This is a genomic window from Limimaricola cinnabarinus, from assembly GCF_047631075.1.
GTDB lineage: Bacteria > Pseudomonadota > Alphaproteobacteria > Rhodobacterales > Rhodobacteraceae > Limimaricola > Limimaricola cinnabarinus.
The window spans coordinates 67734-90628 of sequence record NZ_JBLHYX010000012.1; the positions used below are offsets into that span (position 1 = coordinate 67734).

The window sequence follows — 22895 nt, forward strand, 5'->3', positions numbered from 1 at the left end:
GCGTTCAGGCTCCCGTCGTTCTCAACCGACGCTGGCCAGCAGGCTGGCGTTGCCGCCCGCTGCCGTGGTGTCGACGCAGACATGCCGCTCAAGCTGGAGCCGCAGCGCGAAATCCTCCTCGGAAAGGAGCGGGATGCGCTTGCCCTCGCGATTGGCCAGAGCCTGACGCAGGGGACGCAAGGCTTCGGCACCGCCGCGCAGGACGACGGCATCGAAGCCCGAAAGCCCCTCGAGGGCTACGGGATCGAGCGTGCCATCGAGAATGTTCTCGCCCGACAGCCCCGGAGCGATGCCCACGGCGGCGCAGCCCACGGCATGGGCGGCCTCGATCTGGGCCTGCGCCTCCTCGACCGAGGGGCCAAGGCACAGCACCGTGCCGCGCGGCACCACCGAAAGCCGGTTCGATTCGCCGGTCGGCCCCGGAAGGGTGACGGTATCGCGCCGGTCGAGATCGGGGGTGGCGGCATCCAGAAGCGTCTGTACCTTCCGGCTTGGAACTTCGCGCCCGTTCGCGGGCAGAGAGGCGATGCGCATCGGCTCGGTGAAGCGCGCGACGTAGCGCGGCCCGCCTGCCTTGGGGCCGGTGCCGGACAGGCCCTCGCCGCCAAAGGGCTGGGAGCCGACGATGGCACCGATCTGGTTGCGGTTGACGTAGAGGTTGCCGACCTCCACGCGCTGCGTCACCTGCTCGACCCGTTCGTCGATGCGGGTGTGCAGACCGAAGGTAAGGCCGTAACCGGTGGCGTTCACCGCGTCGATCACGGCGTCGATCTCGCCCGCCTTGAAGGTGGCGACGTGCAGCACGGGGCCGAAGATCTCGCGCTCCAGATCCTCGATGCCGCCCAGCTTGATCAGGGCCGGGCCAATGAAATGGCCCTTGGCAGGCGTGTCGAGCTGCCACATGAGGCGCCCCTCCCGCTTGGCCTTCTCAAGATGCTCGACGATGCCCTTCTCGGCGCGCGCGTCGATGACCGGCCCCACATCGGTGGCGTGGCTCCACGGATCACCGATGCCCATCTCCTCGGCCGCGCCCTTGAGCATTTCGAGGAAATGCTCGGCGATATCCTCCTGCAGGTACAGCATCCGGAGCGCCGAGCAGCGCTGACCGGCCGACTGGAAGGCGGAGTTGACGATATCGCGCACCGCCTGCTCGGGCAGCGCGGTGCTGTCGACGATCATCGCGTTGAGACCGCCGGTCTCTGCGATGAGCGGCGCGGTCGGGTCCATGTTGGCGGCCATGGCGCGGTCGATGCCGATCGCCGTCTCGGTGGAACCGGTGAAGCACACGCCTGCGATGCGCGGGTCGGAGGTGATCGCGGCGCCTACCACCTTGCCCGCGCCGGGCAGGAGCTGCAGCGCGTCGCGCGGCACACCGGCCTCGTGCAGCAGCCGCACGCCCAGCGCCGCGGTGAGCGGCGTGGATTCCGCCGGTTTGGCCAGCACGGCGTTTCCGGCAGCGAGCGCCGCGGCCACTTGGCCGGTGAAGATTGCCAGCGGGAAGTTCCAAGGGCTGATGCAGGCGAAGGTGCCGCGCGCCGGGTCCTTCAACTCCTCGCCGCGCGCCGCGTAGTAGCGCAGGAAATCGACCGCCTCGCGCAGTTCGGCCACGGCGTCCTTGGGCGTCTTGCCCGCTTCGCGCGCGGTGAGCGCGAAGAACTCGTGCGCGTTCTCTTCGAACAGGTCGGCTGCCCGACGCAGCGCGGTGCCGCGGGTCGAAGCCGGGGCTTGCCAGCGGCGCGCGTGGGCGATGGCATTCTCGACATCGGCTTCGGACGACATCATCACCTCGCCCACCACGTCCGACGGATCGGCGGGGTTGGTGACGGGCAGCACCTCGGCCCCTTCGGCGGCCTCCTCGGTGGCGAGGATCGGCTCGGAGCGCCATTTGGCATCGCGGAAGGCCGCGCGCCCGGCGTCGAATTCGGCCAGCGCGTCGACCGCGGTGAGATCCCAGCCACGCGAATTCTCGCGCTCGGGCTGGAACAGCGCACGCGGATCGCGCAGCACCTTGGGGCGCGGGCCGCCCAGCTTTTCGAACGGATCGGCGGCGACCACCTCGGCTGGCACCTTCTCGTCGACGATCTGGTTCACGAAGCTGGAGTTCGCGCCGTTCTCCAGCAGGCGACGCACCAGATAGGCGAGCAGGTCGCGATGCGCGCCGACGGGGGCATAGATGCGCAGTCGCGTCGCGTCCGACTCGATCTGCTTGTCATGAAGTGCCTCGCCCATTCCATGCAGGCGCTGGAACTCGAAATCGCGGCGTTCGCCCGCCATCTCCATGACGGCGGCGACGGAATGGGCGTTGTGGGTCGCGAACTGCGGATAGATCCGGTCGGTCATGTCCAAGAGCCGCTTGGCGCAGGAGAGCCACGCCACGTCGGTCGCGGCCTTCTCCGTGAAGACCGGGAAATCCTCGAGCCCCTCGACCTGCGCGCGCTTGATCTCGGTGTCCCAATAGGCGCCCTTGACGAGGCGGACCATGATCTTGCGATCGAGCTTTTCCGACAGGGCGTAGAGCCAGTCGATCACCGGGCCGACGCGGCGGCCGAAGGCCTGTACCACGACGCCGAAGCCGTCCCAGCCGGCGAGCTCGGGGGCCGACAGCACCGCCTCGATGATGTCGAGCGACAGGTCCAGCCGGTCGGCCTCCTCGGCATCGACGTTGAGACCCATGTTGCCCGCCTTGGCGGCGCGGGCCAGCTTGGTCAGGCGCGGCACCAGCTCGGCCATGACCCGCTCGCGCTGGGCCTCCTCGTAGCGCGGATGCAGCGCAGAAAGCTTGACCGAGATGCCCGGATTGTCGCGGATGTCGGGCGCGGTGGCCTCCTCGGAGATCCGCGCGATCGCGTTCTCGTAGCTCTTCATGAAGCCTGCGGCGTCCTTCGCGGTCAGCGCGGCCTCGCCCAGCATGTCGTAGGAATAGGTCACGCCGCTCTTCACCGGGCCTTGGCTGCGCTTGATCGCCTCGTCAATGTCGCGGCCCAGCACGAAGGTCTTGCCCATCTCGCGCATGGCGGCATAGGTCGCGGCACGGATCACCGGCTCGCCCAGACGCTTGATCGCGCGGCGCAGCACAAGGCCCAGCCCCTCACCCTTCTCGTCGAGCACCTTGCCGGTCAGCATCAGCGCCCAGGTCGAGGCGTTGACCAGCGGCGAGGCCGCCTTTCCAAGATGCGCGCTCCAGTCCGAAGGCGTGATCTTGTCGTCGATCAGCGCGTCGATGGTCTTGGCGTCGGGCACCCGCAAGAGCGCCTCGGCAAGGCACATCAGCGCGATGCCTTCGCGGGTCGAAAGGCCGTATTCGGCAAGGAACGCTTCCATGATGCCGGGGCGCGTGTCGTTGCGGATCGCGCGCACCAGCGCGGCACCGCGGCGGGTGGCGGCGGCGCGCAGACCCTCGGAGATCGGGTTGGCGGCCATCAGATCGGCAAGAACCGCGGTCTCGTCGCGACGATGATCGGCACGGATGCGGTGGCGCAGATCGACAAGCTCGCTCATTGGCGGACCCCCTTGAGTAAAATTCCGGATCATTCTACTCCTGATGAGCTAAGGCGCGTTTCCCGAAGATCGAAGGAAAACGCGCTTTTTGCGTTGAATACTTCGCCAATCGCGGGACGAAAGATGAGCAATTCCGACACTGGCAGCCATCTAGACCGCACGGACTACCGCATTCTCGCCGAATTGGCAGCAAACGCTCGGCTTCCGGTCACCGAGCTTGCGATCCGGGTGGGGCTGTCGAAGAGCCCCTGCCAGGTGCGGCTGAAGCGGCTGCAGGAAAAGGGTGTGATTCGCGGGTTTCGAACGGTGATCGACCCGGCCAAGCTCGGACTCGACCACGTCGCCTTCGTGGAGGTGCGGCTGGCCGACACGACCGAGAAATCGCTCAGCGCCTTCAACGCGGCCGTGCGGCTGATCACCGAGGTCGAGCAGTGCCACCTGATCGCGGGCAGCTTCGATTACCTGCTCAAGGTGCGCACCCGCGACATCCGCAGCTACCGCGAGGTGCTCGGCACCAAGATCTCGGCCCTGCCGGGGGTCGCGGGCACCTCCACCTATGTCTCGATGCAGCCGATCATCGACGACACGATGTGATCCTTTCCGACCGCCGCGACGCGGTGCGCAGCAGTTTCACCTGGCGTCGCGGCGTGACGCGTCCTCACCATCATGTCATCGCCGGGCACCGCGCTGGACGCCCCGGCGGCGCGGCGCGATGATGAAACGCCCCTTCAGAAAGCCGCCCAGATGCTCGACGCCGCCGCCCGCCGCCTGATCGATCCGCCGCTCAACGCCATCGGCGGGGCCTTGGCGCGCGCGGGCGTCACAGCCGACGCGGTGACGCTCGCGGGACTGACGCTGGGTTTGGTGGCGGCAGCGATGATCGCACTGGATGCGCCGTTGTGGGCCCTGGGGCCGCTTCTGGCGTCGCGGCTGGCCGACGGTCTCGACGGGGCGGTGGCGCGGGCGACCCGGCGCACCGATTGGGGCGGCTATCTCGACATCGCCGCCGATTTCGCCTTCTACGGTGCGATCCCGCTATCCTTCGTGCTGGCCGATCCCGGCGGCAACGGTGCCGCGGGCGGATTTCTGCTTGCTGCCTTCTACTTCAACGGCACGACCTTTCTGGGCTACGCGGTCCTTGCCGAAAAGCGGGGTCTGCGGACCTCGGCGCAGGGGGTGAAATCGCTCTATTTCTCGAACGGGCTGCTCGAAGGCACCGAAACGATCGGCTTTTTCGTTGCGCTGTGCCTGCTGCCGGGCTGGTTCGCGCCGCTGGCCTGGATCTTCGGATCGCTGTGCTATCTGAGCGGCACCTTGCGACTGATCGGGGCCCGCAAGGCATTCCCGAGCTAGCGGCATCTGGTTTTGCCGGCCTCGATCGGCTAGCCGAAACCATGGACACGGCTCCGCACCATACAGGCCCCCTGATTCTCGGAAGCACCGGCCGGCTTGGCCGGGCCTTGCGATGTCTTGCCGATGGCGGACACTGGCCCGAAGGCCGTGCCGCGCTGTGGCACGGCAGGCGGGGTGACTTTGCCTGGGACATGCGCGAGACGCCGCCACCGCTGCCGCGCCCGGTGCGCGGGGTCATCGTGCTCGCCGGGGTCACCGGCGGGACGTCCGAGGAACTGGCCGGGAATGCGTATCTCGCCCGTGCCGCGCTGCGGCTGGCCGCGCGGGACAGGCTCGGACCGGTGCTGCTGATGTCTTCGGCCGCAGTTTATGGCCGGGCGACGGATGCCTGCCGCGAAGAGAGCGCGAGCCCTGCGGCCGCCTATGGCGCGGCCAAGCTGGAGATGGAGCACGTGATCGCGCGCGAAATCGCAGCTATCGGCCCCGACGCCCCAGCCGCTTGCTGCCTGCGGCTTGCCAACGTGGCGGGCTGCGATCAGCTGTTCGGGTCGATGGGCACGGGTCCGGTGACCCTCGACCGCTTTGCCGACGGCGCGGCACCGCGCCGCGCCTATGTCGGCCCGCTGACGCTGGCTCGGCTGCTGTCGGTTCTGATCGAGGCCCCCGCCTTGCCCGCGATCCTGAACCTCGCCCAGCCGGGCGATGTCGGCATGGAGGAAATCCTCTCCTCCGCAGGGGCACGCTGGCAGTGGCGCCCCGCCCCCGAAAACGCGCTGCCCCGGACCCGGCTCGACACCGCGCGTCTCGCTGCGATCACGGGGCCCGTGGCCCCGGCCCGGGCCCCGGCGCTGGTGGCCGAGGCCCGGCTCGCTGGATGGAACCTCGCATGACAGCGGGCAAGCGGGCCTTCGATCTGGTGGTCTCGATCCTGTTGCTGGCGCTGCTCTGGCCGCTACTGGCGGCGCTGATGCTGGTGCTCCTGGCAGTCGAGGGCCGGCCGGTCTTCTACATTGCCGAACGGATGCGCACGCCCCATGAGGCGTTCGGTTTGATCAAGCTGCGCACGATGCGCCCCGCCGCCTATGGCACCCGCGCCACCGGCGTGACCGGCGGCGACAAGTCGGCGCGCATGTCACGACTGCACCGGCTGCTTCGCCGCAGCCGTGCGGACGAGTTGCCGCAGCTATGGAACGTGATCCGGGGCGACATCAGCCTTGTGGGGCCGCGCCCGCCGCTACGCATCTATGTCGACGCCTTTCCCGCGCTCTATGAGAGGGTGCTACGCTCGCGGCCGGGGATCACCGGATTGGCAAGCCTGCGCTACCACGCTACCGAAGAGCGCCTGCTCGCGGCCTGCCGGTCGCCAGAGGAGACCGACGCGGTCTATCGGCGCCGATGCGTGCCGCGCAAGGCCGCACTCGACATGCTGTACCAGCGCCATGCAAGTGTCGGCCTCGACCTGTGGATCCTGGCGCAGACCATGCGCGCGGTGCTGCGCCGGCGCGACGGACGCATGTTGCGCGAGGCCCCGGCCCACAGCACTCGGCGGGTTCCCGCCAACCGCGATTGATCTATGACGTGGCGTCGGATTAACATATGGGCAGAGTTGTCATGATGCGGCCGGACACAGCGAAAGCGGCCGCGGGGGATCACGGCGCTTGGGACGGCTTTTTCAGAAAAATGGGCAAAGCGATGGAAATGCTTGGCGTCATCACGCGCCTGTCGCGCGCCACGAAGCAATGGTTGATCCTGACCAACGACGTGTTGCTCGTGCCGGTTGCGATGCTTCTGGCAATGACGCTGCAGCTCAACGCACTTCCCGACAGCGCCCACATGATGCGTGGCTGGCTGCTGGTCCCGGTCCTGATGGCGCTCTGCGCGCTGATCGAGATCGGCATGAACATCCACCGCGTGCAGCTCAAGGCCTATGAAAGCCGGGCCATCGCGCTATCGGCGATCCATGCGGCGCTTCTGGGTCTCTCCGCCGGCCTGATCGAGCGGGCGGGCGGCGGCGTCACGCCGGGCGCCACCTTCGTCACGTTTTCCATGGTCTATCTGCTCTTGGTGGTCAGCAGCCGGGCGATGATGCTCAAGCTGGTGCTCAACGCCTATCGCCAGCGGCCCAAGCTCAGGGTGCTGGTCTACGGCGCCGGGCGCACCGGCCAGCAGCTCGTGGCAGCGCTCAGGACCGACGAAACGGTGCGCCCCGTGGCCTATATCGACGACAACAAGATGCTGCAGGGCGCAATCGTGCAGGGTCTGCACGTGCACGCCCCCGCCGCGATCGCACGCCTCGTGCGCACCAAGCGCGTGGACCGGGTGCTTCTGGCCATGCCCTCGGTGCCGCGGGCGCGGCTCGCGCAGCTATCGCATCAGCTCGAGGAAAAGGGCCTCAACGTGCAGACCCTGCCCTCCTTCGCCCAGCTCGCCGGCAATGGCGTGCCCTTGGTCGAACAGCTGCGCCCCGTGGTGCCCGGCCAGTTTCTTGGTCGCGCGCCGCTCGACGCGGAACTGCCCGGCGGGTCGGAGACCTATCGTGGCGGTTCGGTGCTGATCACCGGTGCCGGGGGATCGATCGGCTCCGAGTTGTGCCGCCAAATCCTGGCCTGCCGACCACGGCGGCTGGTGTTGTTCGAGCTGTCGGAACTGGCGCTCTACAAGCTCGATCAGGAGCTGTCGGCCTTGGCCATGGACCTTCGGGTCGAGATCGTCCCCGTGCTCGGCTCGGTCTGCGACGCGCCGTTGGTGCGGCGTGTTCTGGCGGATCACGGCGTCGACATCGTTCTGCATGCCGCCGCCTACAAGCACGTGCCGCTGGTCGAGCAGAACCCGGTCGCGGGTTTCGCCAACAACGTGCTGGGCACCCACACGCTCGCGCTTGCTGCCGGCGAGGCGGGCGTGACGCGGTTCATCCTCATTTCGACCGACAAGGCGGTGCGCCCCAAGAACATGATGGGCGCCTCCAAGCGCATGGCTGAGCTGGTCGTGCAGGACCTCGCCAACCGCTCCGAGGGTACGATCTACTCGATGGTCCGCTTCGGCAACGTGTTGGGCTCCTCGGGATCGGTGATCCCGCTGTTTCACGACCAGATCTGCAAGGGCGGGCCGGTCACGCTCACCCACCGCGAGGTGACGCGCTACTTCATGACGATCCCCGAGGCCGCGCGCCTCGTGCTCGTCGCGGGCACCTTCGCCACCGGTGGCGACGTCTTCGTGCTCGACATGGGGGCCCCGGTGCAGATCTACGATCTCGCGCGCCAGATGATCGAGGCGGCCGGCTACACCGTCCGCGACGAGACGCATCCCGACGGCGATATCGAGATCCACCTCACCGGCCTGCGCACGGGCGAGAAGCTGCATGAGGAGCTTCTCATCGGCAAGAACCAGATCGGCACGCCGCACCCCAAGATCATGCTCGCGCGTGAGGCGCATCTGAGCGAGATCGAGGTGGCCGCCGGGATGAAGGCGCTGCGCGCCGCCGTGGCCGAGAGCAATGACGACGCGCTACGCGCCGTGGTGGCGCGCTGGGTCGAGGGAGGCACGGTACTGGTCAACCGCCCCGTGCCCCGGCTCGACGGCCGCGATCAGATTCCCGCCACCTGATCCTCGTTCACGTCGGTGGCTGTGGCATAGCCCTGCGGGTTGGCGGACTGCCAGTTCCACAGGTCGCGCGCCATCTCTTCGATCCCGAGCTCGGCCCGCCATCCCAGATGATGCGCGGCGCGAGCGCAGTCGGATTGCATCTCGGCGATATCGCCCGCCCGGCGCGGCAGCACCTCAAAGGGCAGCTCGCGTCCCACCGCCCTGGAGAAGGCCTCGCGCATCTCCCGCACGGAATAGCCCTGCCCCGTCCCGATGTTGTAGGTTTCGGTACCTGCGGCCCGGCAGGCGCGTTCGAGCGCCGCGACATGGGCGCGGGCGAGATCGACCACGTGGATGTAATCGCGCACACCGGTCCCATCCGGGGTCGGATAGTCGTCGCCGAAGATCCGCAACTTGGCCTGTCGTCCGGTTGCCACCTGGGCGAGGAACGGCATCAAATTGTTGGGAATGCCTGCCGGATCCTCGCCGATCCGCCCCGAAGCGTGCGCGCCCACCGGGTTGAAATAGCGCAGCAGCATCACCGAGGCTTCGGTGCGCGCCACGGCCCAGTCCGTCAAAATCTGCTCGGCCATGCGCTTGGTATGCCCATAGACGCTGGTGGGGGCCAGCGGGTGCTCCTCCGTGTAGGGCAGGAATACCGGCTCGCCGTAAACCGTGGCCGAGGACGAGAAAATGATGCGCCCGCAGCCCGCGCGGTCCATCGCCCGCAGGAGAGACAGCGTGCCGGTAACGTTGACGTCGTAATACTCGACCGGCTTCTCGACGCTCTCGCCGACCGCCTTGAGGCCGGCGAAATGGATCACCGCCTCGGGGCGGAAGGCATCGAAGATGCGGTCGAGCGCCGCGGTGTCGCGGATGTCGGCCTCATGCGCCTCGATCTCGCCTTCGGGCACCAATTCGCCCACCCGGCGCAGCGCCTCGGGCGCGCCGTTGGAATAATTGTCGACGCAGGCCACCTCGTGGCCCTGCCTCAGAAGCTCCACCAGCGTATGGCTGCCGATGTAGCCTGCTCCACCTGTCACGAGAACGCGCATAACCAACTCTCCGATCCTGTTGCCCAAGGTCTAGCGAAGAGTTCCGAGACTGACCAGAACCGGGAAAACGGCAGGGCCCCTGAGGGCCCCGCCCGTCATGTTATTTCAGCGCTTCGTCGGTGATCCGGGAGGTCCATGCACCATCCGGTACCTGCGAGATCACCGGATCCGAGCCCCCGGCGAGCAGCGTGTCGACCGTGCGCTGATAGGCGGCCTCGTCGAGGCTGCCGTCCGACCCCTCGGTCAGCTTGGCGATCTCGCCCATCATCCGCACCTGATGCGCCTCTGTCTGCGCGCCGGTTTCATCATTGTCGAGCACGATCATCGCGGCCTCTTCGGGGTTCGTCTCCGCCCATTTCCACCCCTTCATCGAGGCGCGCACGAAGCGAGTCATCTTGTCGACGAACTCCGGGTCTTCGAGGTTCTCCTCAAGCACCCACATCCCGTCCTCGAGCGTGGCCACGCCCATGTCCTCGTATTTGAAGGTAACGAGCTCGTCCTCGGAGATGCCCGCGTCGAGCACCTGGCCGTATTCGTTGTAGGTCATGGTCGAGATGCAGTCGGCCTGCCGCTGGATCAGCGGGTCGACGTTGAAGCCCTGCTTGAGAACCGTCACGCCCTCCTCGCCGCCCTCGGTCGGGATGCCCTCCTGGCTCATCCAGCTCAGGAACGGATATTCGTTGCCGAAGAACCAGACGCCGATGGTCTTGCCCTTGAAGTCCTGCGGGCCGGTGATGCCCGTGTCCTTCCAGCAAGTGAGCATCAGCCCCGAGCTGGCGAAGGGCTGGGCGATGTTCACCACCGGCAGCCCCTTTTCGCGCGCGGCCAGCGCCGAAGGCATCCAGTTGAGCATCACGTCGGCCCCACCGCCGGCAAGCACCTGCGGAGGCGCGATGTCGGGGCCTCCGGGCAGGATCTCGACGTCGAGGCCCTCCTCTTCGTAGAACCCCTCCTCGAGCGCCACGTAGTAGCCCGCGAACTGCGCCTGCGTGACCCATTGCAGCTGCAGCCGGACCTCGTCGGGGTCCTGCGCCATGGCGGGCATCGTTCCCGCCATCAGCGCGCCTGCCGCTGCCGCGGCCATCATCATCCGTTTCATCCTAGTCGACCTCCGATTGCTGTTGATGGCCCGGTTCGCGGGCTCTGTAGGTTATCCGCGTTGCGAAGGATGCCAGAAGGTCACCCCCCGTTCGATAAGCGCCACCAGCCCGTAAAGGCCGGTGCCCGCCAACGCCGCGACGAGGATCGCGGCCCAGACCATGTCGAGCGCGAGCTGCCCCACCGAGGTGGTGATCCGAAACCCGAGGCCCAGCGTCGGCGAGCCGAAGAACTCGGCCACGATGGCCCCGATCAGCGCCAGCGTGGTGCAAATCTTGAGCCCGTTGAAGATGAAGGGCATCGCCGCCGGAAGACGCAGCTTCACCAGCCCCGACCAATAGCTCGCGCCCCAGCTTTTCATCAGGTCGCGCTGCATGGCGGAGGTCTCGGCGAGGCCCGCCACTGTGTTCACCAGCATCGGAAAGAACACCATGACCACCACCACGGCGGCCTTGGACTGCCAGTCGAAGCCGAACCACATCACCAGGATCGGCGCGGTGCCGACGATCGGCAGCGCGGCCATGAAGCTCGCCAGTGGCAGCAACCCGCGCTGCAGGAACACGAAACGGTCGACGGCGATCGCGGTGAGGAAGGCCGCGCTGCAGCCGATCGCATAGCCCGAGAGCGCGCCGCGCAGGATCGTCTGCACGAAATCACCCCAGAGCAGCGGCAGGCTTTCGGCGAAGCGCGCGCCGATCTGGCTCGGCGGCGGCAGGATGACCAGCGGCACCTGCAGCGCGCGCACCGCGATCTCCCACAGGATCAGGATGGTGATCCCGAACAGCAGGGGCACCGCCATGCGGGCCCAGATCCGATTCGACAGCGGTCCCGTGGCAAGCCAGACATTGAGCGCCCAGAGCCCGAGCCACAGGGCCAGCGCGAGGATCGCCGCGCTCATGCCGCCCCTCCCATGCGCCGCAACGCCAGCCGTTGTGCACCGCCGATCGCCGCGACGAGCCCGGCCGCCAGCGCCGCCGCCAGCAGCAGCGCCGCCCATATCTGCGCGGTCTGTCCATAGTAGCTTCCCGCGAGCATCCGCGCTCCAAGCCCCCCGCCCTGCACCGGCAACTCGCCGACGATGGCACCAACGAGGGCGGCGGCCACTGCGATCTTCAGCGATGCGAAGAGATAGGGCATCGAGGCGGGCAGCCTCAGCCGCGTCAACACCTGCCAGCCGGAGGCGTCCCATGTGCGCATCAGGTCGGTCTGCATCGCGTCAGGCGCGCGCAGCCCCTTCACCATGCCGACCACCACCGGGAAGAAGGACAGATAGGCAGAGATGATGGCCTTGGGCAGCAGCCCCTGCAGCCCGACCGAATAGAGCACCACCACGATCATCGGCGCCAGCGCCACGATCGGCACGGTCTGGCTGACGATGGCCCAAGGCATCACCGAACGTTCCATGGTGCGCGAATGGACGATGCCGACGGCCAGCAGGACCCCTGCCACGGTGCCGATGACAAAGCCCAGCGCGGTGGCCGACAAGGTGATCCAAGCGTGCAGCAGGAGGCCGCGATTCGACAGGCTTCCGGATTTCAGCAGCCCGCGCCGCCCCTCGATCTCCTCCATCACCACGCTCTGCCACAGCTCGCCCACGATCTGATGCGGCGCCGGCAGCCGGGGCCGGTCCTGTGCCCAAGCGGCAGGGATCTGCGCCGGGTTGACCGCGACGAGCCCCAAAGCGTTCGCGTCGCGCCGCTCGATCGCGGTGGCGGGTTCGACCACCACGCCGTTGCGCTCGGCGGCGCTGAGCGCCTCGCGGATGTTCATCGGTACGGCGGCGGCGTACCACAACGCAAAGAGCGCCGCGACGAGCACGAGGAGCGGTCCGTATCGGCTCATGCGCGCACCCGTGTGTCTTCATTCCTCAAATACTCGAACCGCGCCCTTTCACACCGGACCGCCGCCGGAACATCGGGACCGGTTCGACACGAGTGTTGTAAGAGTAAAGTAATCATCAGCTGCTTTCCTGAGCGCACGGTACAGGCTGGAGGGCCGATGACCGTGTGTGAAGTCACCCCGCCAAGGGTCCCTCGGGCCGTGTGGCCGGGGGGCTTTTCCTAGTGCTCGGCATGACCGGCCCTGAGCCCCTCCCGCACCCGATGCGCGATCTCGATGAATTCGGGGCTGTCGCGAATCTCGAGCGGACGCTCGCGCGGCAGCGGGCTGTCGATCACATCGGTGATCCGGCCGGGACGCGGGCTCATCACCACGATCTTCGTGGAGAGATATACCGCCTCGGGGATTGAGTGGGTCACGAAGAGCGTGGTCTTGCCGGTCGCGGCCCAGAGCCTGAGAAGTTCCTCGTTGAGCCGGTCGCGCACGATCTCGTCGAGCGCGCCGAAGGGTTCGTCCATGAGCAGGATCTCGGCATCGAAGGCCAGCGCGCGGGCGATGCTCGCGCGCTGCTGCATGCCGCCCGACAGCTGCCAGGGATACTTCTTTTCGAAGCCGCTCAGTTCCACCAACTGCATCACCTCGCGCACCCGCCGCGTCCGCTCGGCGCGATCGAAACCCATGATCTCGAGCGGCAGCGCGATGTTGCCGCCGATCGTGCGCCATGGATAGAGCCCCGCTGCTTGGAACACATAGCCATATGCGCGCGCACGCCGGGCCTCGTCCGGGGTCATGCCGTTGACCGACACCGTTCCCGCCGTCGGCGTCTCCAGCGCGGCGACCACCCGCAGGAAGGTGGTTTTGCCGCAGCCCGAAGGCCCGATGAAGGAGACGAATTCGCCCTTGCCGATGTCGAGATCCACGCTCCTGAGCGCATGCACCGACCCGTCATTGGTGTCGAAGGTGAGGTCGACGCCGCGCGCCGAGATGACGGTCTGGGGGATCGGCGCGTTCATCATCGGCACGCCCCCCGCTCCGCCATTCTCACACCCCGCTCGCCGGGATGCCCGAACGTTCGACCGGGCGCGGCGCGGTCAGCGCCTTCCACGAGGACAGCGCGCGGCTCACCGGGCCCTGTGACTCACGCGCGACGAATGCGCCGTGGCCCTCATGCGCATCCAGCGCGCCGTCGCGCAGCGAGACATGACCGCGGCTCAATACATAGCGCGGCAGGCCCTTGACCCGCTGGCCCTCGAAGACGTTGTAGTCGATCGCCGAGGCCTGCATCGAAACTGTGATGGCCTTTTCCTTCTGCGGATCCCACACGACGATGTCGGCATCGGCTCCGACGAGGATCGCGCCCTTCTTCGGGTAGCAGCCGAGGATCTTGGCGCTGTTGGTCGAGGTCACGGCCACGAACTCGTTCATGGTGATCCGGCCGGTGTTCACGCCATGCGTCCACAGAAGCGGCATCCGGTCCTCGAGCCCGCCGGTGCCGTTGGGGATCTTGGTGAAGTCACCCACGCCGTTGCGCTTCTGCTCGGTGGTGAAGGCGCAGTGATCGGTGGCTACGACCGAGAGCGTGCCGGAGGCGAGACCGGCCCAGAGGCTGTCTTGATGCTTCTTGTCGCGGAAGGGCGGGCTCATCACCCGGCGCGCGGCGTGGTCCCAATCGGGGTGGGCGTATTCGCCCTCGTCGAGAATCAGGTGCTGGATCAGCGGTTCGCCCCAGACCCGCTTGCCGTTCATCTTGGCCCGCCGGATCGCCTCGTGCGCTTCCTCGCAGGAGACGTGCACGACATAGAGCGGGACACCTGCCATATCGGCGATCATGATCGCCCGATTGGTCGCCTCGCCCTCGACGGATGAGGGTCGCGAATAGGCATGCGCCTCGGGGCCGGTGTTGCCTTCGGCCAGAAGCTTGGCCTGCAACTCGGCCACCACGTCGCCGTTCTCGGCATGCACCATCGGGATCGCCCCCAGCTCTGCGCAGCGGCGGAAGCTCGCGAAGAGCTCGTCATCATTGACCATCAAGGCACCCTTGTAGGCCATGAAATGCTTGAAGGTGGTGATGCCGTGGTCGCGCACCACAGCCTCCATCTCGTCGAAGACCTGCCGATCCCACCAGGTGATCGCCATGTGGTAGGAGTAGTCGCAGGCCGCCTGCCCCGACTTGTTGTGCCAGACCTTCAGCGCGTCGAGCAGGCTCTGACCGGGGCTCGGCAGGGCGAAATCGACCACCATCGTCGTGCCACCCGCCAATGCCGCGCGGGTGCCCGAGCCGAAATCATCCGTGGAATGGGTGCCCATGAAGGGCATCTCCAGATGCGTGTGCGGGTCGATGCCGCCGGGCATCACGTAGCAGCCCGTCGCATCGAGCGTCTCGTCTCCCGCGAGCCCCTTGCCGATCGCGGCGATGCGACCGCCCTCGATCAGCAGGTCCGCCTCGTAGGTCAGATCCGCCGTGACGATCGTGCCGTTCCTGATGACCGTGGAGCCCATGCCGTTTCCCTCTCTGCCATGGCCCGGCCCCTCGCATGAAGGCCGTGGCGCGTCCCGGGGCGCGATGACGCGCCCCGGCTCGAAGGAGGTGGCGGGCCGAAGGGGGCGGCGGCGCGAAACCGGCCGACATCGCCCCCGTTGCCCGGATCAGCTCGACGGGCGCGGTCCCACCGTGCCGTCGTCGTTTTCGCACAGCGGCGTGCCGCTGGAGTCGCGCACCGGGTAGCCGCTCAGCGGCTCGGTGCGTTCGATCGAGAACAGGTAGCAGCCGTCGCCGTTCTGGAACACGGCCGAGGGAGGGGTTCCGGGCAACAGGGCCCCCAGCACCACCGGCGGTGCCGAGACGTTTTCCTGCGGCGATGAGGCGACCACGGCGCCGGCTGCCGGTCGCGGTGCGACAGCGGCCTCGGTGACGGACGGCGCGGAGTTGGAAATTGGAGCGGTCGCAACCGGGGCCGGCGTCGAAAGGCGCGCAGAAGGCTGCGCCGCCGGCGTGGGGGCCGGGGCAGGCACGGGTGCAGGCGCAGGCGCGGGGAAGACCGGCGCGGGTTGCTCGACGGCCATGGTACCGACCTCCTCGCAGGCGGCAAGCAGCGGCAGCAGCGCCAGCGCGGGCAACAGTCTGGACATTCTCGGCATCGGTCTCTCCTGGAAAATTCGGCTTCCCGATCCAGAGAGGCTGGATGGGGGGCAGGTCAAGCCCCCTATGCGCCGGGATGGCTTCACGATACCACTTCCGCCGCCTCGATCACCGCGTGCAAAAGCACATCGGTGCCCTTGGTGGCCCAGTCCTGCGTGATGTCCTCGGCCTCGTTGTGGCTCAGCCCGTCCTTGCAGGGACACATCACCATCGCCGTGGGCGCGACGCCTGCGACCCAGCAGGCGTCGTGCCCCGCGCCAGAGACGATGTCGCGATGCGCATGGCCCAGCCGCTCGGCGGCGGCGCGCACCATGGCGACGCACTCCGGATCGAAGGTGACGGGATCGAAATGGCCCACCGGCTCGATCTCGATCCCAAGACCCAGTTCCCGAGCGATCCGCTCGGCCTCGGCCTCGACCGCCGCGCGCATCGCGTCGAGCTTGGCCTGTTCAGGCGAGCGGATGTCGACGGTGAACACCGCGCGGCCGGGGATCACGTTGCGCGAGTTGGGCCAGACATTGGCCTGTCCCACGGCCCCCACCGCGTCGGGCTGGTGCTCCATGGCGATGCGGTGCACGGCCTCGGTGATCCGCGCCATGCCGAGCCCGGCATTGACGCGCATGTGCATCGGCGTGGAGCCTGTATGGCTCTCCCTGCCGGTGAGTCGGATCTCCAGCCACCACAGCCCCTGCCCATGAGTGACGACGCCGATCTCCTTGCTCTCGGCTTCGAGGATCGGCCCCTGCTCGATATGCAGCTCGAACAGCGCATGCATCCGCCGTGCGCCGACCTCCTCATCGCCCTTCCAGCCGATCCGCTCAAGCTCGTCGCCAAAACGCTTTCCCTCCGCGTCCTCGCGCGCATAGGCCCAGTCGAGATCGTGTTGCCCGGCATGGACGCCAGAGGCCAGCATCGCGGGGGCGAAACGCGTACCCTCCTCGTTGGTCCAGTTCACCACGACGATCGGACGGCGGGTTTCGATGGCCATGTCGTCGAGCGTACGGATGATCTCCAGACCACCGAGCACGCCGAGCACGCCATCGTACTTGCCGCCCGTGGGTTGGGTGTCGAGATGCGAGCCCACATAGACCGGCAGCGCGTCGGGCTCCCTCCCCTCGCGCCGCGCAAACATCGACCCCATGGCGTCGACGCCCATCGACATCCCCGAGGCCGCGCACCACTCTGCGAACAACTTGCGCCCTTCGGCATCGGCATCGGTGAGGGCCTGACGGTTGTTGCCGCCCGCCACGCCGGGGCCGATCCGGGCCATTTCCATCAGGCTGTCCCAAAGCCGCGCGCCGTCGATCCTGAGGTTCTCACCGGGTGCGGACATGTGGGTCTCCTTGACGCGCTGCGGGTCTCAGGGGGGCCTGCGACTTCGATTTGACCACCCGGTAAAATTCACGCTATCAAAGTCCCGAAACCAGTCAAGGATCGCGTGCCCTTCGCCTCGCATCGATTACGAAACGCTGCGAAACGGGGCGGCGCCGGGTCGGGTTGCCCGTTCCACAGGACCATACATGACCGACACCCCCCCGCGCACGCGCATTCAGGCCCGCAACAGGGCCACCATTCTCGAAGCGGCCTTGGAGGTCTTCGCCTCCCGCGGGTTTCGCGGCGCGACGCTCGACCGGATCGCGCAGACGGCCGGCCTGTCCAAACCCAACCTGCTCTACTATTTCCGCTCCAAGGAGGCGCTGCACCTCGCAATCCTCGAAGATCTGATGGATCTGTGGCTGGCACCCCTGCGCGAAATGGACCCGGAGGGCGAGCCGCGCGAGGAGATCCTGCGGTACATGCGGCGCAAGCTCGACATGAGCCGCCATCACCCACGCGAAAGCCGGCTCTTCGCCAACGAGATCCTGCAAGGCGCGCCGCGCGCGCGTCCCGTGATAGAGGGTGAGCTGAAATCATTGGTCGACGAGAAGGCCGCGGTGATCGCAGCGTGGTCGGAAACAGGCCGGATCGGGCCGGTCGATCCCCATCACCTGATTTTCTCGGTCTGGGCGCTGACGCAGCATTATGCCGATTTCGACGTGCAGGTGCGCACCATCATGGGCGGCGCCGATCCCTATCCCGCCGCCGAAGCCTGGCTCGAGCGGGTCATCGACGCGGTACTGGAACCGCTGCGCGCGGCGCCCTGATCCGTTGCCCCGTTCTCGCAGGCGCCTTGCCCGCGCCCCGGCGGGATGCCCCATGCCGCGCATGATGGACAGCGACGGCCCTACTCGGCCGCCTGTGCCATCGGGTTGTTGGGGTGGGTGGTCCAATCGGCGTGATCGGGCGAGACGACCCGGCCGGTGCGTGGATCGACGCTGCCCGCCGACATCTGCACCATGTCGATGCAGTTCTCCACCGGGCAGACATCGACGCACAGGTTGCAGGCCACGCATTCCGCGTCGATCACCTCGAACATTCGGTCCGGCGTCATCGCGATCGCCTGATGGCTGGTGTCCTCGCAGGCGGCATAGCAGCGGCCACACTTGATGCAGAGATCCTGATCGATCTTCGCCTTGGCGACGTAGTTGAGGTTGAGGTTCTTCCAATCGGTGACGTTGGGCACGGCCTTTCCGACGAAATCGGCGGTCGAGCGGTAGCCCTTCTCGTCCATCCAGTCCGACAGCCCCGCGCACATCTCCTCGACGATCCGAAAACCATAGGTCATGGCGGCGGTGCAAACCTGCACGTTGCCCGCGCCCAGCACCATGAACTCGGCCGCGTCGCGCCATGTGGTGACACCGCCGATGCCCGAGATTGGCATCCCGCGCGTCGCCTCGTGCCGCGCGATCTCGGAGACCATCGACAGCGCGATCGGCTTGACCGCCGGGCCGCAATAGCCGCCATGGCTGCCCTTGCCGTCGATCGAGGGCTCGGGGCTGAAACTGTCGAGATTGACGCTGGTGATCGAGTTGATCGTGTTGATCAGGCTCACCGCGTCGGCCCCACCGCGCCGCGCCGCCTCGGCGGGCTTGCGCACATCGGTGATGTTCGGCGTCAGCTTCACGATGACGGGCCGGTCGTAATACTGCTTGCACCAGCGCGCGACCATCTCGATGTATTCGGGGACCTGCCCGACCGCCGCGCCCATGCCGCGTTCGCTCATGCCATGCGGACAGCCGAAGTTGAGCTCGATGCCGTCCGCGTTCGTTTCCTCGACCCGTGGCAGAATCGCCTTCCACGCCGCCTCTTCGCAGGGCACCATGATCGAGGCGATCAGGGCCCGGTCGGGATAGTCGGCCTTGACCCGCGCCATCTCCTCGAGATTGGTCTCGAGGTCGCGGTCGGTGATCAGCTCGATGTTGTTGAGGCCCAGAAGCCGCCGATCGGCGCCGTAGATGGCGCCGTAGCGCGGGCCGTTGACGTTGACCACCGGCGGCCCCTCGGCCCCGAGGGTCTTCCAGACCACCCCGCCCCAACCGGCCTCGAAGGCACGGCGGACGTTGTATTCCTTGTCCGTAGGCGGCGCCGAGGCGAGCCAGAACGGGTTGGGGCTCTCGATGCCCAGGAACCGGGTGGTCAGGTCGGCCATCTCATCATCCTTCCGGTGGTGTGGCGTGTATCACGACGGTGTTGCCCTCGCTGTCGAGGAACATCGCGAAGCGCTCGGTATCGCTCCAGGGAAGCTCGGTGGGGTTCATCAGAAAGCGCACCCCCTCGCCCTTCAAACGCTCGGTCTCGGCATCGACATCGGCGCATTCCAGGTAGAGCGCCGGCACTTCCTCGGAGTAGCGGACCTCCTGGCGGCGCGCGAACTGGATCTTGGTCTGGGTGTCGGGCAGCTTCATCATGATCATGCGCCAGTCGTCGTCGAGATCGGCGTCGAGCGCGACCTCCATGCCGATCCTGTCGCGGTAGAAGGCCAGCGCGCGGTCCTGATCGTCGACCGGAAGCGGCAGAATGAAAATGCCCGTAAATGCCATTTTATTAATCCGTCAGTGTGCCGTGAATGTCTTCGGCGGCATCCCGACCCTGCGCCACAGCCGTAACGGTCAGGTCGTCGCCCCCCACCCCACAGTCTCCACCGGCCCAGACCTTGTCCATATCGGTGCGTCCACTACCCTGCGTCACAACTTTTCCACGTACGGTTTTCAACCCGCTCGCGTCGCCGAGGCGTTGACCAACGGCACGGAACATCTGATCCGCCGGCAGGGTGAAACGGTCGCCGGTGGGCGCCAGCCCCTCGGATCCCTCGCCCATCCGCTCGAACACTACGCCGCTCAGACGTCCCTCGCCCTCGACCGCCACGGGCGCAGCTTCGAAGATCAGCCGGACGCCGCGCTGCGCGGCGAGATCCTGCTCGAACCGGCTCGCGCCCATGCGCTCCCGCGCGCGGCGATAGACCAGCGTCACGGTCTCGGCCCCCAGCCCCTTGGCCTGCACCGCGCAGTCGATCGCCGTCATGCCGCCACCGATCACCACCACGTCGCGGCCGATCGGCAGCGTCGAGAGATCCTCGCACTGGCGCAGCGCCGAGATGAAGGTGACGGCGTCGTGCATCCCCTCGACCTCAGGGCCATCGAGGCCCAGCGCGTTGACGCCCGACAGGCCGATACCAAGGAACACCGCGTCATATTCGTCCCGAAGCGTCTCCAGCGTGATCTCGCCTCCGAGCCATTGGCCGTGGCGCAGTTCGATGCCGCCGATCTCCATGATCCATGCCGCCTCGCGCGCCGCGAACTCATCGACCGACTTGTAGGCGGCGATGCCGTATTCATTGAGCCCGCCGGGTTTCGGCGCGCCCTCGAAAATCACCACGTCATGCCCGTGCCGCGCCAGCCGGTGCGCGCAGGACAGCCCCGCGGGGCCCGCCCCCACCACCGCCACGCGCTTGCCGGTGCGGGCTGCGCGGGTGAAGGGATGGCCCTGCCGCGCCATCAGGCTGTCCGTGGCGTGGCGTTGCAACAGCCCGATCTGCACCGGCTTGCCCTCGGCGGCCTCGCGGACGCAGGCGCCCTCGCAGAGCACCTCGGTCGGGCAGACCCGGGCGCACATGCCACCCAGAATGTTCGCCTCGAAGATCTCGCGCGCCGCGGTTTCCGGGCGCCCGGCCTGAATCTCGCGGATGAAGAGCGGGATGTCGATCTCGGTGGGACAGGCGGTGACGCAGGGCGCATCATGGCAGAAATAGCAGCGATCCGCGGCCACCCGCGCCTCGTGCGCGCTCAGCGGCGGGTGCAGGTCCGCGAAGTTCCGTGCCAGCGTATCGGCAGGCAAGCGACCGGCGACCGGTCCGGTCTGTGGCTGGGCAGGCATGTGGCGTCCCCCGTGGCGGCATTCCGTTTCCCCGAGCCTGACACGGTTTCATTTTTTATCAAACGGTAAATTTTGTGCGATCTGCGAATCCGGTTTTCCTTGACCGTCGGCAGGCGCCGCGCAGAGTGGGGGCGACATCCCCCAGCGAGGCCCGCCATGGAAGACCTGATGCACAACGACCCCGCCCGCGTCATCGAGGCCGACCGGGCCCATGTCTGGCACCACATGATCCAGCACCGTGCGCTGGAGACCACCGATCCGCGCATCATCGTCGAGGGGCGCGGCATGCGGGTGTGGGACATCACCGGCAAGGAGCATCTCGACGCTGTTTCGGGCGGCGTGTGGACTGTCAATGTCGGCTACGGGCGGACGCGCATAGCCGACGCGGTGCGCGAGCAGTTGGTGAAGATGTGCTACTTCGCGGGCGCGCAGGGCTCGGTGCCCGGCGCACGTTTCGCCGAGGCGCTGATCGGAAAGATGCTGGGGCTTTCCCGCGTCTACTTCGCCAATTCCGGCTCGGAGGCCAACGAGAAGGCCTTCAAGATGGTGCGCCAGATCAGCCACAAGCACCACGGCGGTCGCAAATCGAAGATCCTCTACCGCGAGCGCGATTACCACGGCACCACCATCGCCTGCCTCTCGGCAGGCGGGCAATTGGAGCGTAACGCGCAATACGGCCCGTTTGTTCCTGAATTCGTAATGGTGCCGCATTGCCTCGAATACCGCGCGCAGGACGGGCTCGCGGGCGAGGAATACGGGGTCCGGGCCGCGGAGGCGATCGAGGAGGTGATCCTGCGCGAGGGCCCCGACACGGTGGGCGCGCTGTGCCTCGAGCCGATCACGGCGGGCGGCGGCATCATCGTGCCGCCCAAGGGCTATTGGGAGAAGGTGCAGGAGATCTGCCGCAGATACGACATCCTGCTGCATATCGACGAGGTGGTCTGCGGCATGGGGCGCACCGGCACGTGGTTCGGCTACCAGCAGTTCGGGGTGCAGCCCGACATCGTTACCATGGCCAAGGGCGTGGCCTCGGGCTACGCCGCGATCTCGTGCTGCGTCACCACCGAGGCCGTGTTCGAGAGGTTCAAGGACGCCTCGGATCCGATGGCGCATTTCCGCGACATCTCGACCTTCGGCGGCTGCACCTCCGGCCCCGTCGCGGCGCTGGAGAACCTCGCGATCCTCGAGGAGGAGAACCTGCTCGAAAACTCGACCCGCATGGGGGCCTACCTGCATGACGGGCTGTCGGCGCTGATGGAAAAGCACGCGCTGATCGGCGACGTGCGCGGCATGGGGCTCTTCGCCGGGGCCGAGTTGGTGGCGGATCGTGACACGCGCGAGCCGGCGTCCGAAAAGCTGGTGCAGGCGGTCGTGGCCGATTGCCTCAAGCAGGGCGTGATCATCGGCGCCACAAACCGCTCGGTGCCGGGCTTCAACAACGTGCTCTTGTTCGCGCCCGCGCTGATCGCCGGGAAGGCCGAGATCGACGAGATCCTTGGTGCGGTGGATGGCGCGCTGGGCCGGGCCGCGGGCTAGGTCGCGCTTGACCGACAGGGGTAGCGGCGGTTTCCTGAACCCCCGCCACCTTGATCGGCGGGCCAACCGGGAGACCCGCCATGCCTCGCTTTCTTGTCCATATCCACACCGGCCCCGCCGATGCCAACAAGGCGACGCTGGGCTGCCTCGTCGCCCTTGCCGCCGCCCGCAAGGGGCACGACGTGACCGTGTTTCTCGCGGGCGACGGGGTGCACCTGCTCGCCCCCGCCCATGCCGGGATCGAGGGCGAGGGCACGGGCCGTCTGTCGGAGCATCTCACCGCGCTTTCGGAGATGGGCGTCCGGTTTCGCGTCTCGGGCCTCTCGGCCAAGGCGCGCGGCTATGACGAGACGCTGCTCGAAGGCCATGCGGCCGAGTTCGCCATGCCCGACGCGCTGATCGACCTCGCGCAGGCCGCCGACACGGTGCTCTGCTACTGATCCCAACATGTGAAACCGCTGTCCAAAATATGGCCCCACCTCTTGTAAAGGGCGCGGATCGGGTGACAGTCTGCCGTCACCGCGAAACAGCAGTGAGTGAAC

At 67.4% G+C, this 22895-nt stretch carries 20 protein-coding genes; 8 read left to right on the forward strand and 12 right to left on the reverse strand.

Translation table 11 applies throughout. The annotated features are described in order from the left end of the window. Window positions 1–21: 21 nt before the first annotated feature. On the reverse strand, window positions 22–3498 hold the full coding sequence (putA, locus tag ACJASC_RS11335; protein WP_415146088.1) for a bifunctional proline dehydrogenase/L-glutamate gamma-semialdehyde dehydrogenase PutA: 3477 nt from the start codon (window positions 3496–3498) through the stop codon (window positions 22–24). Between the two features lie 123 nt (window positions 3499–3621). Between putA and ACJASC_RS11340 the strand changes: the two genes are divergently transcribed. The 5 genes from ACJASC_RS11340 to ACJASC_RS11360 all read left to right on the forward strand — a co-directional run bounded on the left by ACJASC_RS11340 (window position 3622) and on the right by ACJASC_RS11360 (window position 8454). Then, window positions 3622–4092: an Lrp/AsnC family transcriptional regulator gene (locus ACJASC_RS11340; protein ID WP_415146090.1), complete on the forward strand. Its 471-nt coding sequence runs from the start codon at window positions 3622–3624 to the stop codon at window positions 4090–4092. A 150-nt stretch (window positions 4093–4242) separates the two neighbouring features. Next, window positions 4243–4851 carry a CDP-alcohol phosphatidyltransferase family protein gene (locus ACJASC_RS11345; protein ID WP_415146161.1) on the forward strand — a complete coding sequence of 203 codons (609 nt, stop codon included), beginning with the start codon at window positions 4243–4245 and terminating at the stop codon, window positions 4849–4851. Window positions 4852–4892: 41 nt separating this feature from the next. Next, window positions 4893–5741: an NAD-dependent epimerase/dehydratase family protein gene (locus tag ACJASC_RS11350; protein WP_415146092.1), complete on the forward strand. Its 849-nt coding sequence runs from the start codon at window positions 4893–4895 to the stop codon at window positions 5739–5741. Continuing rightward, on the forward strand, window positions 5738–6421 hold the full coding sequence (locus ACJASC_RS11355; RefSeq protein ID WP_021692637.1) for a sugar transferase: 684 nt from the start codon (window positions 5738–5740) through the stop codon (window positions 6419–6421). The genes ACJASC_RS11350 and ACJASC_RS11355 overlap by 4 nt, the downstream gene beginning before the upstream one ends. A gap of 128 nt (window positions 6422–6549) precedes the next feature. Further along, the gene (locus ACJASC_RS11360; protein WP_415146163.1) at window positions 6550–8454 is read left to right on the forward strand and encodes a polysaccharide biosynthesis protein; all 1905 of its coding nucleotides are present in this window, start codon (window positions 6550–6552) and stop codon (window positions 8452–8454) included. Here ACJASC_RS11360 and galE read toward each other — a convergent pair. The 8 genes from galE to ACJASC_RS11400 all read right to left on the reverse strand — a co-directional run bounded on the left by galE (window position 8436) and on the right by ACJASC_RS11400 (window position 16897). Next, window positions 8436–9488, reverse strand: a complete 1053-nt coding sequence (gene galE / locus ACJASC_RS11365; protein WP_415146095.1) for a UDP-glucose 4-epimerase GalE — start codon at window positions 9486–9488, stop codon at window positions 8436–8438. The genes ACJASC_RS11360 and galE overlap by 19 nt on opposite strands. 100 nt (window positions 9489–9588) lie before the next feature. Further along, window positions 9589–10587, reverse strand: coding sequence for an ABC transporter substrate-binding protein (locus ACJASC_RS11370; RefSeq protein WP_415146097.1), 999 nt, complete (start codon window positions 10585–10587; stop codon window positions 9589–9591). Between the two features lie 51 nt (window positions 10588–10638). Then, complete coding sequence (locus ACJASC_RS11375; protein ID WP_415146099.1) at window positions 10639–11484, reverse strand: ABC transporter permease; 846 nt, start codon at window positions 11482–11484, stop codon at window positions 10639–10641. Then, a complete protein-coding gene (locus tag ACJASC_RS11380) occupies window positions 11481–12428 on the reverse strand; it encodes an ABC transporter permease (protein ID WP_415146101.1) in 948 nt (315 codons plus the stop codon). Before ACJASC_RS11380 ends, ACJASC_RS11375 begins: the two co-directional genes overlap by 4 nt. 218 nt (window positions 12429–12646) lie before the next feature. Then, window positions 12647–13441, reverse strand: coding sequence for an ABC transporter ATP-binding protein (locus ACJASC_RS11385; protein ID WP_110546299.1), 795 nt, complete (start codon window positions 13439–13441; stop codon window positions 12647–12649). A 25-nt stretch (window positions 13442–13466) separates the two neighbouring features. Then, window positions 13467–14924 carry a dihydropyrimidinase gene (gene hydA / locus ACJASC_RS11390; RefSeq protein ID WP_415146103.1) on the reverse strand — a complete coding sequence of 486 codons (1458 nt, stop codon included), beginning with the start codon at window positions 14922–14924 and terminating at the stop codon, window positions 13467–13469. 147 nt (window positions 14925–15071) lie between these two features. Beyond that, complete coding sequence (locus ACJASC_RS11395) at window positions 15072–15554, reverse strand: hypothetical protein (RefSeq protein ID WP_415146105.1); 483 nt, start codon at window positions 15552–15554, stop codon at window positions 15072–15074. Window positions 15555–15646: 92 nt separating this feature from the next. Beyond that, window positions 15647–16897 carry a Zn-dependent hydrolase gene (locus ACJASC_RS11400; protein WP_415146107.1) on the reverse strand — a complete coding sequence of 417 codons (1251 nt, stop codon included), beginning with the start codon at window positions 16895–16897 and terminating at the stop codon, window positions 15647–15649. Between the two features lie 187 nt (window positions 16898–17084). On the opposite strand from ACJASC_RS11400, the gene ACJASC_RS11405 reads away from it, so the two are divergent. After that, window positions 17085–17708: a TetR family transcriptional regulator C-terminal domain-containing protein gene (locus tag ACJASC_RS11405; protein ID WP_415146109.1), complete on the forward strand. Its 624-nt coding sequence runs from the start codon at window positions 17085–17087 to the stop codon at window positions 17706–17708. 80 nt (window positions 17709–17788) lie between these two features. Here the strand turns inward: ACJASC_RS11405 and preA are convergent, their stop codons facing one another. Genes preA through ACJASC_RS11420 form a run of 3 tightly spaced genes read right to left on the reverse strand, consistent with a single transcriptional unit; the run spans window position 17789 to window position 20817 of the window. Next, window positions 17789–19093 (reverse strand): NAD-dependent dihydropyrimidine dehydrogenase subunit PreA, encoded by a 1305-nt coding sequence (gene preA, locus ACJASC_RS11410; protein WP_415146111.1) that lies wholly within the window; start codon window positions 19091–19093, stop codon window positions 17789–17791. A 4-nt stretch (window positions 19094–19097) separates the two neighbouring features. Then, entirely contained in the window at window positions 19098–19484 is a 387-nt protein-coding gene (locus ACJASC_RS11415; protein WP_021692649.1) for a VOC family protein, read from the reverse strand. 4 nt (window positions 19485–19488) lie between these two features. Then, window positions 19489–20817 (reverse strand): NAD(P)-dependent oxidoreductase, encoded by a 1329-nt coding sequence (locus tag ACJASC_RS11420; protein ID WP_415146113.1) that lies wholly within the window; start codon window positions 20815–20817, stop codon window positions 19489–19491. Between the two features lie 156 nt (window positions 20818–20973). Here ACJASC_RS11420 and ACJASC_RS11425 point away from each other — a divergent pair, with 156 nt between their 5' ends. After that, window positions 20974–22353: an aminotransferase family protein gene (locus ACJASC_RS11425; protein WP_415146115.1), complete on the forward strand. Its 1380-nt coding sequence runs from the start codon at window positions 20974–20976 to the stop codon at window positions 22351–22353. Window positions 22354–22433: 80 nt separating this feature from the next. Then, the gene (locus tag ACJASC_RS11430; RefSeq protein ID WP_021692654.1) at window positions 22434–22793 is read left to right on the forward strand and encodes a DsrE family protein; all 360 of its coding nucleotides are present in this window, start codon (window positions 22434–22436) and stop codon (window positions 22791–22793) included. The last annotated feature ends 102 nt before the right edge of the window (window positions 22794–22895 follow it).

Excerpts from the sequence above, each read along its gene's own strand:
- putA (WP_415146088.1), bottom strand. The coding sequence starts at position 3,498 with ATGAGCGAGCTTGTCGATCTGCGCCACCGCATCCGTGCCGATCATCGT.
- ACJASC_RS11340 (WP_415146090.1), top strand. The coding sequence starts at position 3,622 with ATGAGCAATTCCGACACTGGCAGCCATCTAGACCGCACGGACTACCGC.
- ACJASC_RS11345 (WP_415146161.1), top strand. The coding sequence starts at position 4,243 with ATGCTCGACGCCGCCGCCCGCCGCCTGATCGATCCGCCGCTCAACGCC.
- ACJASC_RS11350 (WP_415146092.1), top strand. The coding sequence starts at position 4,893 with ATGGACACGGCTCCGCACCATACAGGCCCCCTGATTCTCGGAAGCACC.
- ACJASC_RS11355 (WP_021692637.1), top strand. The coding sequence starts at position 5,738 with ATGACAGCGGGCAAGCGGGCCTTCGATCTGGTGGTCTCGATCCTGTTG.
- ACJASC_RS11360 (WP_415146163.1), top strand. The coding sequence starts at position 6,550 with ATGCTTGGCGTCATCACGCGCCTGTCGCGCGCCACGAAGCAATGGTTG.
- galE (WP_415146095.1), bottom strand. The coding sequence starts at position 9,488 with ATGCGCGTTCTCGTGACAGGTGGAGCAGGCTACATCGGCAGCCATACG.
- ACJASC_RS11370 (WP_415146097.1), bottom strand. The coding sequence starts at position 10,587 with ATGAAACGGATGATGATGGCCGCGGCAGCGGCAGGCGCGCTGATGGCG.
- ACJASC_RS11375 (WP_415146099.1), bottom strand. The coding sequence starts at position 11,484 with ATGAGCGCGGCGATCCTCGCGCTGGCCCTGTGGCTCGGGCTCTGGGCG.
- ACJASC_RS11380 (WP_415146101.1), bottom strand. The coding sequence starts at position 12,428 with ATGAGCCGATACGGACCGCTCCTCGTGCTCGTCGCGGCGCTCTTTGCG.
- ACJASC_RS11385 (WP_110546299.1), bottom strand. The coding sequence starts at position 13,441 with ATGATGAACGCGCCGATCCCCCAGACCGTCATCTCGGCGCGCGGCGTC.
- hydA (WP_415146103.1), bottom strand. The coding sequence starts at position 14,924 with ATGGGCTCCACGGTCATCAGGAACGGCACGATCGTCACGGCGGATCTG.
- ACJASC_RS11395 (WP_415146105.1), bottom strand. The coding sequence starts at position 15,554 with ATGTCCAGACTGTTGCCCGCGCTGGCGCTGCTGCCGCTGCTTGCCGCC.
- ACJASC_RS11400 (WP_415146107.1), bottom strand. The coding sequence starts at position 16,897 with ATGTCCGCACCCGGTGAGAACCTCAGGATCGACGGCGCGCGGCTTTGG.
- ACJASC_RS11405 (WP_415146109.1), top strand. The coding sequence starts at position 17,085 with ATGACCGACACCCCCCCGCGCACGCGCATTCAGGCCCGCAACAGGGCC.
- preA (WP_415146111.1), bottom strand. The coding sequence starts at position 19,093 with ATGGCCGACCTGACCACCCGGTTCCTGGGCATCGAGAGCCCCAACCCG.
- ACJASC_RS11415 (WP_021692649.1), bottom strand. The coding sequence starts at position 19,484 with ATGGCATTTACGGGCATTTTCATTCTGCCGCTTCCGGTCGACGATCAG.
- ACJASC_RS11420 (WP_415146113.1), bottom strand. The coding sequence starts at position 20,817 with ATGCCTGCCCAGCCACAGACCGGACCGGTCGCCGGTCGCTTGCCTGCC.
- ACJASC_RS11425 (WP_415146115.1), top strand. The coding sequence starts at position 20,974 with ATGGAAGACCTGATGCACAACGACCCCGCCCGCGTCATCGAGGCCGAC.
- ACJASC_RS11430 (WP_021692654.1), top strand. The coding sequence starts at position 22,434 with ATGCCTCGCTTTCTTGTCCATATCCACACCGGCCCCGCCGATGCCAAC.